The following is a 15,905-nucleotide window of genomic DNA, read 5'->3' on the forward strand; positions in this document are numbered from 1 at the left end:
TCGAAGATGGTTAGCCTAAGCATTGAAGGGCGCGAGCTGGAAGCGCCTTCCAACTGCTCGATCCTGCAAGCCTACGTGCATGCCGGCCAGACACTTGTGGAGGGCGTCGGGTGCATGGGGCAGGGGGTATGCGGTTCCTGCCGCGTCATGGTCCGGCGCAGCGGCGAGCAGGAGGTGAAAACCGTACTTGCGTGCGAGACCCTGGTGGAGGAGGGGATGCAGGTCGCTTTTCTCGACTACCTGACCACCCCGACGCGGCACGTGTATCGCATGGAGGATCTCGGCGACAGTTGGCAGGCGTTGCGCACCATGTCCGAAATATTCCCCGAAGCGTCCCATTGTCGCCACTGCAGCGGGTGTGACCGCGCCTGCCCGAAGGGGCTCGAGGTCCAGCGCGGCGTGAACCTCGCCGTGGAGGGCAGGCTGGATGCATCCAGCCAGGTGTTCGATGAGTGCGTGATGTGCAACCTCTGCACGCTCGCGTGCCCCGAACACATTCGGCCCAATCATCTCGGACTGTTCGTACGCCGAATGATTGCGTCGAACTCGTTGCGTCCCGCCAATCTGATCCGGCGTTTGCAGCAAATCGAAAGCGGCGAAATGAAGATCGATTTCGACGCGCCCGGCGCGCAGCCGCCGCGCTGAACCGTGCAGACGAACATGTCAACCGGCATCCCTTACGAAAACGCGCTTGGGCGCTACCGTTCTGGCTCAGCGCCTGCGCTGCGCGCCGACGATCAATCTGTCGACGAGCTTCTAAAAGGCTATCACCCCGACCATGGGCCGCATGCGCGTGTGGCTCTCGCCGTCGGCGTGAATCGCGGCGAGCCCTGCCAGCCGGACCTCGCGCGTCAGCTGCAGGCCAACGCGTTGACCGACGACGTCGATCTGGCCGGCGCGCAGCTCGTGCATACCGACGTGCTGGTCATCGGCGGCGGGGGCGCAGGATGCGCCGCGGCGCTCACTGCGTCGAAGCAGGGCGCGCAGGTCATGCTCGCCAGCAAGCTGCGTCTCGGTGACAGCAACACCGTGATGGCCGAAGGCGGAATCCAGGCGGCCGTGGGCGAGGACGACAGCCCCCAACTGCACTTCGAGGACACGTTGCGCGCCGGCCATTTCTGCGGCGACCCCGAACTCGTCGCACAGATGGTGATGGACGGCCCCGATGTGATTCGCTGGCTCATCCAGCTTGGCATGATGTTCGATCTGGAGGACGACCGGCCGATCGGCGGCAACCTGTTGCGCAAGAAGCCGGGCGGCGCGTCGGCGGCGCGTATTCTGTCCTATCGGGACTACACGGGCCTCGAGATGATGCGCGTGTTGCGCGAGGCAGTCGATCTCGACCCCGGCATCGACGTGTGGAATCGCTGCCCTGTGGTCGAATTGCTGTCGGACGAGCGCGGAGGCTGCGCGGGCGCCGTGCTGTACAACCTGGAATGGCGCACCTTCGTGCTGGTGCGCGCCCGTGCCGTGATTCTTGCCACGGGCGGTGCAGGGCGGCTGCACCTCAACACCTTTCCCACCTCCAACCACTATGGCGCCACTGCGGATGGCCTTGTGCTGGCGTATCGGCTCGGCGCGCGTCTGCGCGAGCTCGACTCGTTCCAGTACCATCCTACCGGCGTCGCCTGGCCGCCCCACCTGGCGGGCGGATTGATCTCCGAAGCCGCGCGGTCCGCAGGCGCGAAGCTGATCAACGGCGAAGGAGAACGATTCGTCGATGAACTCAAGGCACGCGACGTGGTGGCGTCGGCGATCCTGCGCGAATGCGCACAAGGGCGCGGCATCACGCGTGACGGTCAGACCGGAGTGTTCCTCGACACGCCAACGCTCGAAATGGAAAATCCCGGCATTCTGGCGCAACGTCTCGTCACGCTGAGCCATCTCGCGCGCAAGTGCGGCATCGATCCGGCGCGCGAGCCCTTTCTCGTTTATCCCACGCTTCACTATCAGAACGGCGGCGTTGCGATCGACAAGGACGGCGCGACGAGCGTACCCGGCCTGTACTGTGCAGGCGAAGTCACGGGAGGGATTCACGGACGCAACCGGCTGATGGGTAACGCCCTGCTCGACATCCTGAGCATGGGGCGCCGGGCGGGGGCGAGCGCGGCGCAATCGAAGGGGCGTGTCATGGCCAGTCGCGCCGGCATTGGCCATGTCCACGCCTGGCAACGGGAGCTCACATTGGCTGGACTGCCCTTGCACGTGAAGGCGCCACAGCTTTTTCCCGACTACGCGCATTTCGATTTGCGGGTCGATGCCAGTTTGCGCCCGGACGCGCGCGCGCGTGCGGCCGGCAGTAACCGGTGATGCGATCCACGGAGCGCCAATGGACAAGCTCAATCAGGTTCTTTTGCGCGACGAGATCCGCATAGGCGCAGATCTCGATGCCTGGCTTGCGCGCGGCGGTGGCGAGGGGCTTGCGAGGGCGCTGGACGATCCCGCGGCCATCATTGCGGAAATCGCCCAGGCAGACCTGCGCGGCATGGGCGGTGCCGGCTTTCCGACGCACAGGAAATGGACACCCGTCGCCGCTGCGCCCGAAGGGGACAAGTACATCATCTGCAATGGCAACGAAGACGAACCCGGCACATTCAAGGACCGCTTTCTGCTGGAACATACGCCACACCAGGTGATCGAAGGCGCGCTTATCGCCGCAATCGCAACGCGTGCCAACCACGTCATCCTCTACGTGAATCCGCATCAGCAACAATCCCTCGCGGCGACTCGCAGCGCAGTGCAGCAGTGGCGGCAGCATCCTCGGTTCGCGGCGATCGAACAGGCGGTCGGAAGCCCGGTGTCGCTTGGCGTCGTCCCGAGTTCGGGGCTGTACATCGGTGGCGAGGAAACTGCGGTCATTGCAAGCGTGGAGGGCGGGTTTCCGTTTCCACGGCGCAAACCCCCTTTCCCCGCGCAGCAGGGCGTGCATGGCGCGCCGACCATCGTCAACAACACAGAGACATTGGCCCATGTGCCGTGGATTCTGCGCCATGGCGCACAGTGGTATCGAGACCAGGGTGTTGGCGATGCTGCGGGAACCAAGCTCTATTCGCTATCGGGCGACGTCTTGCGTCCCGGTCTGTACGAACTGCCGATGGGCACCCGCCTCGCGACGCTCATTTTCGAGCACGGCGGCGGCATGCTGCAGGAAAAGGAATTCAAGGCGGTCTTCACGGGCGGCCCCTCAAACACCTTGCTGACGAAACGCGAACTCGATGTCGCACTGGACTTCGACTCGGTTCGCCAACGCCGCTCGCGTCTGGGGACGGGCGCAATGATCGTCGTTTCGGAAGGCACCAGCATTGTCCGCAAGGTCGCGGAGTACGTAAGTTTTTTCGCGCAGGGATCGTGCGGACAATGCCCGCCCTGCAAGGGTGGCACTTTTCAGCTGATGCGCCTCCTCAACAGGCTCGACACCGGGCGCGGCGTCCGTGCCGATCTGGAGGCGTTGGAGAACCTTTGCCGCATTCTTCCGGGCAGTGGGCGCTGCGGTCTCATCGACGGCGCAGTGACGGTGGTCGAAAGTTCGATCAACCAGTTTCGTGAAGAGTACGAAGCGCTCCTGCCGTAGCCGAGGTTCGTTTAAGGAAACGAAGTTCATCTGGATGCCAAAGCAATGCCTTACCTTCAACTCGATGTCAACGAACATTACCCTGTCGAGAACAAGAAACGCCTCGCGGCGAAGATGAGCGAAACCTACGCGCAAATGATGTCAGTCGATATCAGGCGAATCAGTGTTGCCATCCGCGAACTCGGCGAAGGGGGCGTGTGGCGCATTCCAGCAGTCGGTGCGGAACCCGTGCCTGTTGCGCTGATGATGCTCGACATCAGGCGAGGGCGGTCACCGGAGTTGCGCATGGAGGTCGCCAAGGCGCTTTGCGCGCACTGTGTCGAGATCCTGGGTTTGCGCGAAGACCGGCTCAACGTTGAGTTTACGCAGCACTCAGGAGATGAGATGTATCACCCGGCGCTCGGAGGCTACAGCCCGGAATGGGAGCCGGGTCAGCAATGAGTGGCGGGCCAGGATCGTCATTGCAGGACATGGAGTTTCCGAGGCGTCGAGTCCCGAACCACCGCCGCTTCCCGCAATAGGACGGGACACCGCTACTGACTCGCCAGGCTGAGGTAGTAGAAAACGAAAGATACGACGCACCCGAGTACAAACCCGGGCGGGCCAGGAAGACTTATCGCTTCAGCGCGGGAAGCCGGTCTACGAGCCGCGATCAGGCGCGGCGTTTTACGCCTGGGAGTACGCACAGCATTTCGTAAGCGATATTGGCGCCAAGCAGCGCGGTGGTGCCAAACGGGTCGTATGGCGGCGCGACTTCCACTACATCGGCACCAACCAGATCGAGCCCCCATGAGCCGCGAATGATTTCGAGCGCCTGCGGCACCGTCAATCCTGCGATCTCCGGCGTGCCGGTACCGGGCGCGTAAGCCGGGTCGATTCCGTCGATATCGAAAGTCAGATACACCGGGCCGCCGCTCACGCGCTCGCGTACCTCTGCCATCAACGGTTCGAGCGAGCGGTTCCAGCACTCCTCGGCCTGTACCACGCGAAAACCCTGCTCGCGACACCAGTCGAAATCTTCGGCGGCATAGCCTGTGCCGCGCAGACCGATCTGCACCACACGCTGGCAGTCGAGCAACCCTTCTTCGACGGCGCGGCGAAACGGTGTGCCGTGCGCAATCTTCTCGCCCATCATCGTGTCGTTGACGTCCGCGTGCGCGTCGACGTGAATCAGGCCGACTTTGCCGTACTTGCGATGAATGGCACGCAGGATCGGCAGCGTGATCGTATGGTCTCCGCCTAGCGTGATCGGCTTCGCGCCGTGCCGCAGGATGGCGTCGTAGGCAGTTTCGATGCGGGTGATCGAATCGGGCAGGTTGTACGGATTGATCGCGATGTCGCCGATATCCGCGACACGCAGCGAATCGAACGGCGCGGCGCGTGTCGCCATGTTGTACGGCCGCAGCAACGCAGATTCGGCGCGAATCTGGCGCGGCCCAAAGCGCGCGCCGGTGCGATTCGACGTGCCCAGATCGAACGGCACGCCGACGAAGCACGCATCGAGCCCTTCGGCATTTGGCACATTGGGCAGTCGCATCATCGTCGCGATCCCGCCGGAGCGTGGCATCGCGTTGCCGCTCAGGGGCTGGAAGAACTCGGTAGCCATCATTTCTCCTGTCGCATTCGGTGAAGGTATTTTCCGCGCGATAGCTTGACACGAACAATCGATAAATTTTCATGCGGCGCATGTCCGCCAGTCATGAATTCGCGTAAACCCTTGCGCTCTGCCGGCGCGTGGCTATGCAAGAAGCTCATGCACCTCATGAAAACTTATCGATTGTCGGTGCCACATGGCAGCGCCGAGAATGGTTTGGACAACGACGCAGATGCGGGCCGGGCAACTCAACCCGCATCCGCATCTGGCGGTACCAACCAGGAACGCGACAATCCATGAACTATCCGGAATTCACCGCCCGCTTCGAGGAAGCCGGCGCGAGGCCAATCGAATGGCCCGATACCAGCCGTCTGACCTGCGGAGAGGCGCTCGTCACCCTGCTCGAAGGCTATGGCGTCCAGTACGTTTTCGGAATCCCGGGCGTGCATACGGTCGAACTGTATCGAGGGCTCGCCGCATCGTCCATTCGCCACGTCACGCCGCGCCATGAGCAGGGCGCGGGCTTCATGGCCGACGGCTACGCACGCGTGACCGGCAAACCTGGCGTGTGCTTCATCATCACCGGGCCGGGCATGACCAACATTGCGACCGCGATGGCGCAGGCCTACGCCGACTCCATTCCGATGCTGGTGATATCGAGCGTCAATGCGCGCCGCGAACTCGGCAACGGCGACGGACGCCTTCACGAGCTGCCGTCGCAGCGCGACGTGTTCGCCGGGCTCACCGCGTTCTCGCATACGCTTCTCGATGCGGCGGAGCTGCCCAAAGTGCTGGCCCGCGCATTCGCCGTATTCGGCGGCGCGCGCCCGAGACCCGTGCACATCGAGATTCCACTGGACGTGATCGTCGCGCCTGCTCGCGGCATGAACCTGATGCCCGCCGCGCTGCCGGCGAAGCCGGCCGGGTGTCCGGCGGCCCTCTCTGCGGCGGCGGACCTGCTCGCAGCGGCGCGGCGGCCGCTGATTCTCGCAGGCGGCGGCGCGCTGCACGCCGCGATCGAACTGCAGGAAATCGTCGAGCGCCTGCAAGCGCCGGTTGCGCTGACGATCAACGCCAAGGGACTGCTGCCCCAGGGGCATCCGCTGCTGATCGGCTCGACGCAATCGCTGCCGCCCACGCGGCAGCTCATTCGGGAAGCCGACGTCGTGCTCGCAGTCGGCACCGAGTTGGGCGAAACCGACTATGACGTGGTGTTCGACGGCGGCTTTTCGATCGCGGGCAGGCTGATCCGCATCGACATCGACGCGCAGCAACTGATGCGCAACTTCAGTCCCGACATAGCCATCGCCGCCGATTCGCGGCAGGCGCTTGGCAGCCTGTCGACGCGGCTGCATGAAAGCGCCGCGTCGACGCGCCAGCGCGATTGGGGCGCGCCGCGGGTTGCGCTCGCGAGGCAGGCCGTCGAAGCCAGCTACGACGCGCCAACCCGCTCGCAGAAACGCCTTGTCGATACGATCACCGATGCGTTGCCGGGCGTCATCATTGCGGGCGACTCGACCAGCCCTGTCTATGCGGGCAATTTCGTGCACGACTCGCCGGCGCCGCGCTCATGGTTCAACTCATCGACTGGATACGGCACGCTGGGCTATGGGCTTCCCGCCGCGATCGGCGCGAAGCTTGCCGCGCCCGATCGCCCCGTGGTTTGCCTGATCGGCGACGGCGGCCTGCAGTTCACGCTGCCGGAACTCGCCAGCGCGGTTGAAGCCAGAGTGCCCGTCGTGGTGCTCCTGTGGAACAACTTTGGCTATGGCGAGATACGCCGGTACATGACGGCGCGGGCCATCGTGCCGGTTGGCGTCGATATCCACACGCCGGACTTCCTCGCACTCGCGCGCGGTTTCGGTTGCGTGGCTTCCCGCGTGGATACGCCCGATGCGCTTGCTGAACAGTTGCAACAGGCAATGTCGCGCAATATCCCCACCGTCATCGAAGTCAACGAAGCCGACTGGTTTTCGCGGGTGCCGGCATGAAACAGCATGAATGGCTTCAGTCTCGCGCAGCATCGCGCACGCAGCTCTACATTGACGGCTTCTGGTGTGCAGGCGAGGGCGGAAAGCGTCTGCCTGTCGTCAACCCATCGACCGAAGAAACGATTGCGGAGGTCGAGGCCGGCAACGCCGCCGATGTCGATTGCGCGGTACGTGCTGCCGCACGGGCTTTCCGCACCTGGAAAAAGACCAGCGGCGCGCAGCGTGCAGTGTTGCTTCGGGCGATTGCTCGCGGCGTGAACGATCGGCGCGAGCATCTGGCGGCGCTCCAGTCGCTCAACAACGGCAAACCGCTCGATGAAGCGCGAATCGACGTGAGCGATGTCGTCGCCACGTTCGAGTACTACGCGGGTCTGGCTGAACAGCTCGACGAAATCGGCGAATCCGCGGTCGCGATTCCCAGCGACGAATATCGGGCGACCATCCGGCGCGAGGCTGCAGGCGTAGTTGCGCTGATCGTGCCATGGAACTTCCCGATGGTCACTACCGCGTGGAAGCTCGCGCCAGCGCTTGCCGCTGGCTGTACGGTAGTTCTTAAGCCATCCGAAATAACACCGTTGCCTGAGCTGGAGCTTGCATCGATCATCTCGGATGCCGGTGTGCCGCGAGGCGTGCTCAACGTCGTGACGGGCACTGGCCCCGAAGTGGGGGCGCCGCTCGCCGCTCATCCGCTCGTCGCGAAGGTTTCCTTCACCGGGAGCACGGCGGTCGGCACGCAGGTCATGAAAACCGCCGCGGATACGATCAAGGGCGTGAGTCTGGAACTGGGCGGGAAGTCTTCCATCATCGTGTTTGCCGATGCGGATCTCGATCTGGCGACCGATCTGGTGGCGGGCGGTGCGTTCTTCAATGCCGGACAGATGTGCTCGGCGACTTCGCGTGTGCTGGTCGAGAGACCGATAGCGGACGCGCTCGCCGCGCGTCTCGCGGACCGGGTAACGCGCACGGTCGTGGGCGATCCATTCAAGCCCGGCGTGCAGATGGGGCCCCTCACCAGCCGCGCGCAGTACGAACGCGTGCAGCGGTACATCGCGCGCGGCAAGGCCGACGGCGCGCGTCTTGTGATCGAGGGCGAAGCGCCGGCCGGCTCCGGCTACTTCGTGAAGCCGACGATGTTCGTCGATATGCCAGCCGAAAGCCCGCTGTGGCGCGAGGAAATCTTCGGCCCCGTGTTGTGCCTGCGCAGTTTCGATACCGAAGACGAAGCTATCGGCGCGGCCAACGATACCGAGTTCGGCCTGGTTGCCACGGTCGTCACGCGCGACGCCGGGCGGGGCAGGCGGGTAGCGGACGAGCTGGAAGCGGGCGTTGTGTGGATCAATGCGCCGCAGGCGATCTTTCCTCAGACCTCGTGGGGCGGCTACAAGCGCAGCAGCATCGGGCGCGAACTGGGTCCGTTCGGGCTCGCAGCCTTCCAGGAAATCAAGCAAGTTCTCGTGCCTGCGGGTTCCCTCGCAGGTCCGGAACGCGGTCATGGCGCATGAGCATTTGTCATGGCGCGCATGCAGAGATTTAGTTTGTTGCGGGTTATTGACGCACGTACAGTTTATTCACACCGCACGTTCGCGTGACTTTTAGTCATGGCAGGGCGCATCGAAGAGCGGCCATGCGATTCAATCAGGAGACGACCATGCAGGGGATCAAGCTGGGGAGAAGGCAGGCCATCAAGGCAATTGGCACGGCGCTGGCGGCATCGGCATTGCCCATGCCATTCATCAGTACTGCCAGGGCACAGGAGAAGAGTTACGCGGGCAAGACCCTTCGGTTGCTCACCTGGTCTGACGATACCGGTGCGGCGGCTCTGCGCAACATTGCCGCCACGTTCAGCCAGAAGACCGGTGCTCAGGTTATTGCCGACCGTGCCGATGGCACGTCGGGCATGGTCGCGAAGCTCAAGGCTGCGGGCGACCGGCCGACTTACGACGTGATCACGCTTGCCGGGGTTGGCGCTTCGGGTCTCGCCGATGCAGGCCTGCTGATGAAGCCGGACCTGAACAAGCTGCCCAACCTGAAGGACGTCGCGCCGCAATACCGTACAGGCGCCAACGGATTCGGTGTCGGCTACCTGCTGTGGTCGGACGGGCTCATCTACAACACGTCCACCGTGAAAACCGCGCCGCCGACCTACGAAGCACTTTGGGATCCGAAGTATGCAGGACGCCTGTTCCTGCCGCCGCCCGAGTGGGCCGAAGCGGTCGATCTGGCGATCATCGCAGCGAAGATGGCGGGCGGCTCCCAGCAGAATATCGATCCGGGTTTCAAAAAGCTCGCCCAGTTGAAGGACCGCGTGCTGACGCTCGGCGAAAACCCGAACCAGGTCGCCGATCTGTTTCGCACCGGCTCGCTCGATATTGGCGGCATCTATGCGCCGGCATTCTTCCCGGACCAGATCCGCAAGCCTGAGTACAAGATGGCTGTGACCTACGGCATGAAAGAGGGCTTCGCGACCCAGTTGATGTTTACGGTCATTCCGAAGTCACATCCCGGCGATAGCGATCTCATCCACGCTTTCATCAATCATTCTCTCGACGCGGGCGTGCAGGGCCGCATGGCCGCCGACGTGCTCAACGGTCCCGTGAACTCCCGCGCCATCATTCCGGCCGAGAGCCGCGCTTTCGTGCCGTCGCCGCAGCAGATCGCCGAGAAGGCCGTGCTTCATGACGACAAAGCGCTCGCCGCGTTGCAGCCTGTGTGGATCAAGCGTTTTACCGAGATCTTTTCCGCGTGAGCGCCATGTCAGCACTCTCTTCACGCCGAGCGGGCACGCAGGCAACTGCCGGTGACGCAACCGCGCCGCACAGCACCGCCACGGCACTGCCGCGCGTGCCGCCGTTGCTGCTGCTCGCGCCGATCCTCGCGTTTCTCGCCGTGCTGATCGCGGCGGCACTCGCGGTTCTGCGCATGAGCTTCGGGGTCCCAGGCAACGAGTGGCATGCCTTCACGCTGCAGAATTACGTGGACCTGGGGGACGCCTACTTCCTGCGCTCGCTCTGGCTGACCTTGCGGCTTGCCTTCCAGAGCATGATCGTCGCCGTCGTGCTGGCAATTCCCGTGGCGCTTGCGATGGCGCGTACCCAGTCGCGCACCGCACGACGCTTCCTGCTCGCCGGCGTGCTCCTGCCGCTGCTGGTCAACCTGCTGTTGCAGGGCTATGGGTGGCTCGTGATGCTGGGGCCCGCTGGACTCGTCAATCACGCGCTCATGAGCGCGGGGCTGATCCAGCGTCCGGTGCTGTGGCTGTATCGCGAGAATGGTGTGCTGCTCGGACTGATACAAACGGCGTTTCCGCTCGCCGTACTGCCGATTTCCAGCGCAATGCGCGCGGTTTCGCGCTCGTACGAGGAGGTGGCGGCTACCCTCGGCGCGAGCCGCTGGCAGACGCTGCGCCACGTCATGCTGCCGCTGGCGATGCCTGGCATCGTCTCGGGGGCATTGCTCGTGTTCGCGTATAACGCCAGCGCGTTCGCGGTGCCATTGCTGCTGGGCGGCCGCCGGGTGCCGATGCTCGCGGTTCTGGTGCACGACCAGGTGGCGCCGCTGCTGAACTGGCCTGCCGCGTCCGCCTCGGGTGTCGTTCTGATGGCCGCGACGCTTGCGGTGATGGCGATCTCACAACTGCTGGTGCGCAACCTGCAACGCCACGCGGAGACCCGCTCATGAACGCCCTGCGTATCCCCCTGACGATGCCCGGCCGGCTCAGCCGCGTGACGGGACTACTGGCGACGATCGTCCTCTTTCTCGCTGCGCTGCCGATCCTGACGATGATCACGATGTCGTTCGGCAGTTCCGACACGCTCGAATTCCCGCCGCAGAGCTTCGGCTTTCACTGGTATCGGGCAGCATGGCACAGCTTCGTGACGCCCGATGCGAGCGATGTGCTGTCCATGGGCACCGCGCTGACAACGAGCCTCATCGTCGCCGTTTCGACGATGCTCATCGCCACCGCCGTTTCCGCGCCGGCTGCCTATGCGCTGTCGCGCTACCGCTTTCGCGGCAAGGCCGTGATCGAGCAACTGGTTGCGCTGCCGCTCGTGTATCCGCTCGTGATGCTGGGACTTTCGCTGCTGCTCGTATTCAACGTCCTGCCGGTGGAACTCGGCGTGGGGCGGCTCATCATTGCGCACGTGATCCTTGCGTTGCCGTTCACGGTGAAGAACTGCGCCGCATCGGTTGCGTCGATCGGACCGGAGTTCGAGGAAGCGGCATGCGTGATGGGCGCGAGCCCGCGGCGTGCGCTCGTCGACGTCGTGCTGCCGCTCATGCGCCCTGGCATTCTCGCCGGGATGCTGTTCGCGTTCATCATTTCGTTTAACGAGTTCACGGTGACGTTCTTCCTTTACGGCATCAACACGATGACGCTGCCTGTCTGGCTTTACAGCCGCACGGTTTCGTCGCTCGACCCAACGGTGTTTTCATTCGCGGTCTTCATCGTCCTGATCGACTTTGCCTTGATCTGGCTGCTCGAAAAGCTCGTCGGCGACGAAGGCGTGGCGCTTTGAGCGCCGCTGCTCTCACGGTCCCCGCGCACGAAGGAATTCTCATGACCCATCTGTCATTGCAGGCCATCACCAAGCGTTTTCACAACGCGTTCGCGGTCGACCATGTCGATCTCAACGTCCCGGACGGCAAGCTGGTGTGTTTTCTCGGCCCTTCGGGTTGCGGCAAGACGACCCTGCTGCGCATCATCGCGGGCCTGGAAACGCCCACGTCCGGTTCGGTGGTGTTCGCGGGCCGCGACCTCACGCACGTACCGGCCAACCGGCGGGACTTCGGCATGGTGTTTCAGTCGCTCGCGCTGTTCCCGCACATGAGCGTTGCGGAGAATGTCGCCTATCCGCTGCGCTTGCGCGGCGTCGACAAAAGCGCGCAAGCCAGGCGCGTAGCCGAACTGCTTGAATTGATACAGCTTCCGCATATGGCTAACCGGCCAGTTACGCAGCTTTCCGGCGGCCAACGTCAGCGTGTGGCGATCGCGCGTGCGATTGCTTCGTCGCCGAAACTGCTGCTGCTCGACGAGCCGCTCTCGGCGCTCGACGCGAAACTGCGCGAGGCGATGCAGGTCGAGATCCGGTTGCTGCAACAGCGACTCGGCATCACGACGATCATGGTCACGCACGACCAGCGCGAGGCAATGACGATGGCGGACGAGATCGTGGTGATGCAGAAAGGGTGCATCGCACAAGTCGGCAGGCCGCTCGACATTTACCGCGATCCCGTGAATGAATTCGTGGCGGACTTTATCGGCCTCGGCAACATTTTGCCCGTGACGCTCGAAGGCGACGACGGGATCACGCTGCCGGGCGGGCAGCGGATCGCTGTGAATGCCGCTATGCGCGTGCCGGAGCGGGCCGGCGATATTCGCCTGCTCATTCGGCCCGAAGACGTGTGTGTGCGGGCCGTGTCTGCGAATCCTGGGCCTAACGCCGTCGCCGGCAAGGTGACGTTCGTCCGCGACGTGGGAGCGCAAATCGAAGCGACGATCGATTGCGATGGCTTCACGCTCACAGCCGCCACGACGCCACGCGAGACGCCCGACCTCGAAGTGGGGCGTCCTGTGCTTGCCGAGATGCCAGCCCACGCGTGCAGGCTGATTCCGGCGCACACCGCGCACTGAAATCTCGCATTGAAATTTTTTACCCCCACAAAAAGCAGTTGGAAGGAGACACCCGTCATGAACACCACTATCGTCACCAAGCGTTCCGTGCAGCGCTTTGCGGCTCACGCTATCGCCACTTTCGCGTTCGCCGGCATGGCTAGCCTCAGCGCGTTTGCGCCGCTCGCGCATGCGGACGCGCTCGACACGATTGCGAAATCGGGCGTCGTGCGTGTCGGCGTATTCGAGGACTATCCGCCGTTTGGATCGATCGGACCGGACATGCAACCGCAGGGCTACGACATCGACGTGGCCAATCTGATCGGCAAGGCCTTGAACGCGAAAGTCGAACTCGTGCAGGTGACCGGCGACAACCGCATGGCCTACCTCGCCGATCACAAGGCAGACATGCTGTTGTCGGTTGGGCAGACGCCCGAGCGTGCGAAGGTGATCGACTTCTCGCAGCCGTATGCGCCGTACTATCTCGCGGTATTCGGGCCGAAATCGCTTGCGGTGAAGAATGCGGGCGACCTGGCCGGCAAGACGGTGGCCGTGGCGCGCGGCACGCTCGAAGATCTGAGCGTATCCAAGGTGGCGCCGCCTTCCGCGACGATCAAGCGTTTCGACGATCCGAATGGCGCAATCTCGGCGTTCCTGTCTGGCCAGGCTCAACTGCTCGTCGTTGGCAACGATGTTGGCGCGACGATCATGGCCCGTCATCCTGCCAACGATCCTGAGCAGAAATTCTCGTTGTTCAGTTCTCCGGACCACGTTGGTCTGAACAAGAACGAACCGCGCCTGATGCAGAAGGTCGACGGCGCCATCGCCGCCGCGAAGAAGGACGGCTCGATGAACGCGATCTCGCTCAAGTGGCTGCGCGCGCCGCTGCCGGCCAATCTTTGATGCGCTCCGTATTTCGCATACTTGAACAATCGATGGCGCAGCGATGACTTATACATTCGACTTTAGTGACTTCGGTCTGTACACGGGCATGCTCGCGCGCGGCATGGAGGTGACGCTAGGCCTGACGGCGGTTTCCACCGTGCTAGGCGGCGCGCTTGGGATCGCCGGCGCGAGCCTGGCCGTCGCGGGGCCGAGGTGGGTGCGAGCGCTGGTTGCGTCCTATGTCGAGCTGATCCGCAATACGCCCTTTCTCGTGCAGCTCTTCTTCGTGTTTTTCGGGCTGCCGGGACTGGGCGTGCAGATCAACGAGATGCAGGCGGCGGTATTGGCGATGACGGTGAATCTGGGCGCGTACGCGACTGAAATCGTGCGTGCCGGCATCGACTCGATTCCACGCGGCCAGCGTCAGGCGGCGATGGCGCTCGGTTTGCAGGGGCGGCAGGTGTTCCGCTTCGTCGTGCTGCCCCAGGCGCTCGCCAACGTGTTCCCGGCGCTGCTCGGGCAGGTACTGATCGTGATGCTCGGCTCGGCCGTTGTCTCGCAGATTTCCGTGCCTGACCTGACTTATGCAGCCAACTTCATCCAGTCTCGCAACTTCCGCTCGTTCGAGAGCTACGTGATCATCACCGTGATCTATCTCCTTCTGTCGATCGTGCTGCGGCTACTCATCAACCGGCTTGGTAAAGGCCTCTTCGCCGGGCGCACGGCGCGCGGCGCCAGCGCTTCTCGCGCGCGCCTGCGTTCGTGGTTGCCAGGTCGCGCCCGCATGGCGGCATCGGGCCTTCCTAAGGAGCGTTCGTAATGGTCGAGTTCACTCTCTGGGATATTGCGCGCAACCTGTTGCTCGCCGCGCGCTGGACCGTTCTGCTTTCGCTTTGCGCATTCGTCGGCGGCGGCGTGGCGGGCCTCGTGCTGCTGGCGATGCGCGTGTCGCCTTTGGCCTGGCTGCGTCGCATCGCGATCCTGTACGTCGAGTTGTTTCAAGGCACGCCGCTCCTGATGCAGCTCTTTCTCGCGTTCTTCGGGCTGCCGCTCATTGGCATCGAAGTCTCGCCGTGGCTGGCTGCGACGGTGACACTGACTCTCTATACGAGCGCCTATCTGGCCGACATCTGGCGTGGGTGTGTCGAAGCCGTGCCGCGAGGGCAGTGGAGCGCCGCGGCCAGCCTCGGCATGACATGGCCTCAGCAGCTACGTTACGTCGTCTGGCCGCAGGCATGGAAGATCGCCGTGCCGCCGACGGTCGGCTTTCTGGTGCAGGTCGTGAAGAGTACGGCGCTCACGTCGATCATCGGCCTGACCGAGCTGACCAAGACCGGAACCATGATCACCAATGCCGTGTTTCGTCCGTTCCCGATCTACGCAATGGTCGCACTGCTGTACTTCGCGATGTGCTTTCCGCTCACGTGGTATGCGCGTGCGCTCGAAGGCCGCTACCAGCGCAGCCGTCACCGCTGATCGCTTGAACCTCAACTCATTTCAGAAGCAGGTTTCGACATGATTTCCATTAGCAACGTATCGAAGTGGTACGGCCAGTTCCAGGTGCTCACCGAGTGCACGACGGAAGTGAAAAAGGGCGAAGTCGTCGTGGTGTGCGGTCCGTCTGGATCGGGAAAATCGACGCTCATCAAGACAGTCAATGGCCTCGAACCGATCCAGAGCGGCGAGATCCGGATCAACGGCGAGTCGGTGGGTGACAAGAGGACCAACCTGTCGAAGCTGCGCTCAAAAGTGGGAATGGTCTTTCAGCACTTCGAACTGTTCCCGCACATGTCGATTACCGACAACCTCACGCTCGCACAAGTGAAGGTGCTCGGTCGGCGCAAGGACGAGGCGGCGCAAAAGGCACTGGGGCTGCTGCATCGCGTGGGTTTGCGCGCCCACGCGGACAAGTATCCGGGCCAACTCTCCGGTGGCCAGCAACAGCGTGTCGCGATCGCCCGTGCGTTGTCGATGGATCCGATCGCGATGCTATTCGACGAGCCGACTTCCGCACTCGACCCCGAGATGATCAACGAGGTGCTGGACGTGATGGTCGAACTTGCTCAGGAGGGCATGACGATGATGTGCGTGACGCATGAGATGGGCTTCGCGAGGAAGGTGGCAAACCGCGTAATCTTTATGGACCAGGGCTGTATCGTCGAAGACGATCTCAAAGAGGCGTTCTTTGCGCAGCCGAAGTCCAGTCGCGCGAAGGATTTCCTTTCGAAGATCCTGCACTAGCACGCAAGCGTC

15 protein-coding genes are annotated in these 15,905 nt (G+C 63.4%); 14 read left to right on the forward strand and 1 reads right to left on the reverse strand.

From position 1 onward, the window contains the following. Positions 1–6: 6 nt before the first annotated feature. The 4 genes from L0U83_RS25015 to L0U83_RS25030 are packed head-to-tail and all read left to right on the forward strand — an operon-like array spanning position 7 to position 4,012. Positions 7–645, forward strand: a complete 639-nt coding sequence (locus L0U83_RS25015) for a 4Fe-4S dicluster domain-containing protein (RefSeq protein ID WP_233887872.1) — start codon at positions 7–9, stop codon at positions 643–645. A gap of 15 nt (positions 646–660) precedes the next feature. Then, positions 661–2,310: an FAD-dependent oxidoreductase gene (locus L0U83_RS25020; protein WP_233886868.1), complete on the forward strand. Its 1,650-nt coding sequence runs from the start codon at positions 661–663 to the stop codon at positions 2,308–2,310. Positions 2,311–2,329: 19 nt separating this feature from the next. Continuing rightward, on the forward strand, positions 2,330–3,571 hold the full coding sequence (locus tag L0U83_RS25025; protein ID WP_233886869.1) for a complex I 51 kDa subunit family protein: 1,242 nt from the start codon (positions 2,330–2,332) through the stop codon (positions 3,569–3,571). 45 nt (positions 3,572–3,616) lie between these two features. Further along, entirely contained in the window at positions 3,617–4,012 is a 396-nt protein-coding gene (locus tag L0U83_RS25030) for a tautomerase family protein (RefSeq protein WP_233886870.1), read from the forward strand. 211 nt (positions 4,013–4,223) lie between these two features. Here the strand turns inward: L0U83_RS25030 and speB are convergent, their stop codons facing one another. Next, on the reverse strand, positions 4,224–5,177 hold the full coding sequence (gene speB, locus L0U83_RS25035) for an agmatinase (RefSeq protein WP_233886871.1): 954 nt from the start codon (positions 5,175–5,177) through the stop codon (positions 4,224–4,226). 284 nt (positions 5,178–5,461) lie between these two features. On the opposite strand from speB, the gene L0U83_RS25040 reads away from it, so the two are divergent. The 10 genes from L0U83_RS25040 (at position 5,462) to L0U83_RS25085 (ending at position 15,893) form a co-directional block, all read left to right on the forward strand. Continuing rightward, positions 5,462–7,156: a 5-guanidino-2-oxopentanoate decarboxylase gene (locus L0U83_RS25040; RefSeq protein WP_233886872.1), complete on the forward strand. Its 1,695-nt coding sequence runs from the start codon at positions 5,462–5,464 to the stop codon at positions 7,154–7,156. Then, a complete protein-coding gene (locus L0U83_RS25045; protein WP_233886873.1) occupies positions 7,153–8,658 on the forward strand; it encodes an aldehyde dehydrogenase family protein in 1,506 nt (501 codons plus the stop codon). The genes L0U83_RS25040 and L0U83_RS25045 overlap by 4 nt, the downstream gene beginning before the upstream one ends. 146 nt (positions 8,659–8,804) lie before the next feature. Next, entirely contained in the window at positions 8,805–9,902 is a 1,098-nt protein-coding gene (locus tag L0U83_RS25050; RefSeq protein WP_233887873.1) for an ABC transporter substrate-binding protein, read from the forward strand. Positions 9,903–9,907: 5 nt separating this feature from the next. Then, positions 9,908–10,834, forward strand: coding sequence for an ABC transporter permease (locus L0U83_RS25055; protein ID WP_233886874.1), 927 nt, complete (start codon positions 9,908–9,910; stop codon positions 10,832–10,834). Further along, positions 10,831–11,673: an ABC transporter permease gene (locus L0U83_RS25060; protein ID WP_233886875.1), complete on the forward strand. Its 843-nt coding sequence runs from the start codon at positions 10,831–10,833 to the stop codon at positions 11,671–11,673. Before L0U83_RS25055 ends, L0U83_RS25060 begins: the two co-directional genes overlap by 4 nt. A gap of 41 nt (positions 11,674–11,714) precedes the next feature. After that, the gene (locus L0U83_RS25065; protein WP_233886876.1) at positions 11,715–12,788 is read left to right on the forward strand and encodes an ABC transporter ATP-binding protein; all 1,074 of its coding nucleotides are present in this window, start codon (positions 11,715–11,717) and stop codon (positions 12,786–12,788) included. Positions 12,789–12,845: 57 nt separating this feature from the next. Beyond that, positions 12,846–13,670 carry a transporter substrate-binding domain-containing protein gene (locus L0U83_RS25070; protein WP_233886877.1) on the forward strand — a complete coding sequence of 275 codons (825 nt, stop codon included), beginning with the start codon at positions 12,846–12,848 and terminating at the stop codon, positions 13,668–13,670. A gap of 43 nt (positions 13,671–13,713) precedes the next feature. Further along, the gene (locus L0U83_RS25075) at positions 13,714–14,472 is read left to right on the forward strand and encodes an amino acid ABC transporter permease (protein WP_233886878.1); all 759 of its coding nucleotides are present in this window, start codon (positions 13,714–13,716) and stop codon (positions 14,470–14,472) included. Continuing rightward, entirely contained in the window at positions 14,472–15,128 is a 657-nt protein-coding gene (locus L0U83_RS25080) for an amino acid ABC transporter permease (RefSeq protein WP_233886879.1), read from the forward strand. Before L0U83_RS25075 ends, L0U83_RS25080 begins: the two co-directional genes overlap by 1 nt. 39 nt (positions 15,129–15,167) lie before the next feature. Next, the gene (locus tag L0U83_RS25085; protein WP_233886880.1) at positions 15,168–15,893 is read left to right on the forward strand and encodes an amino acid ABC transporter ATP-binding protein; all 726 of its coding nucleotides are present in this window, start codon (positions 15,168–15,170) and stop codon (positions 15,891–15,893) included. The last annotated feature ends 12 nt before the right edge of the window (positions 15,894–15,905 follow it).

This window comes from Paraburkholderia flagellata (assembly GCF_021390645.1).
GTDB classification, from domain to species: domain Bacteria; phylum Pseudomonadota; class Gammaproteobacteria; order Burkholderiales; family Burkholderiaceae; genus Paraburkholderia; species Paraburkholderia flagellata.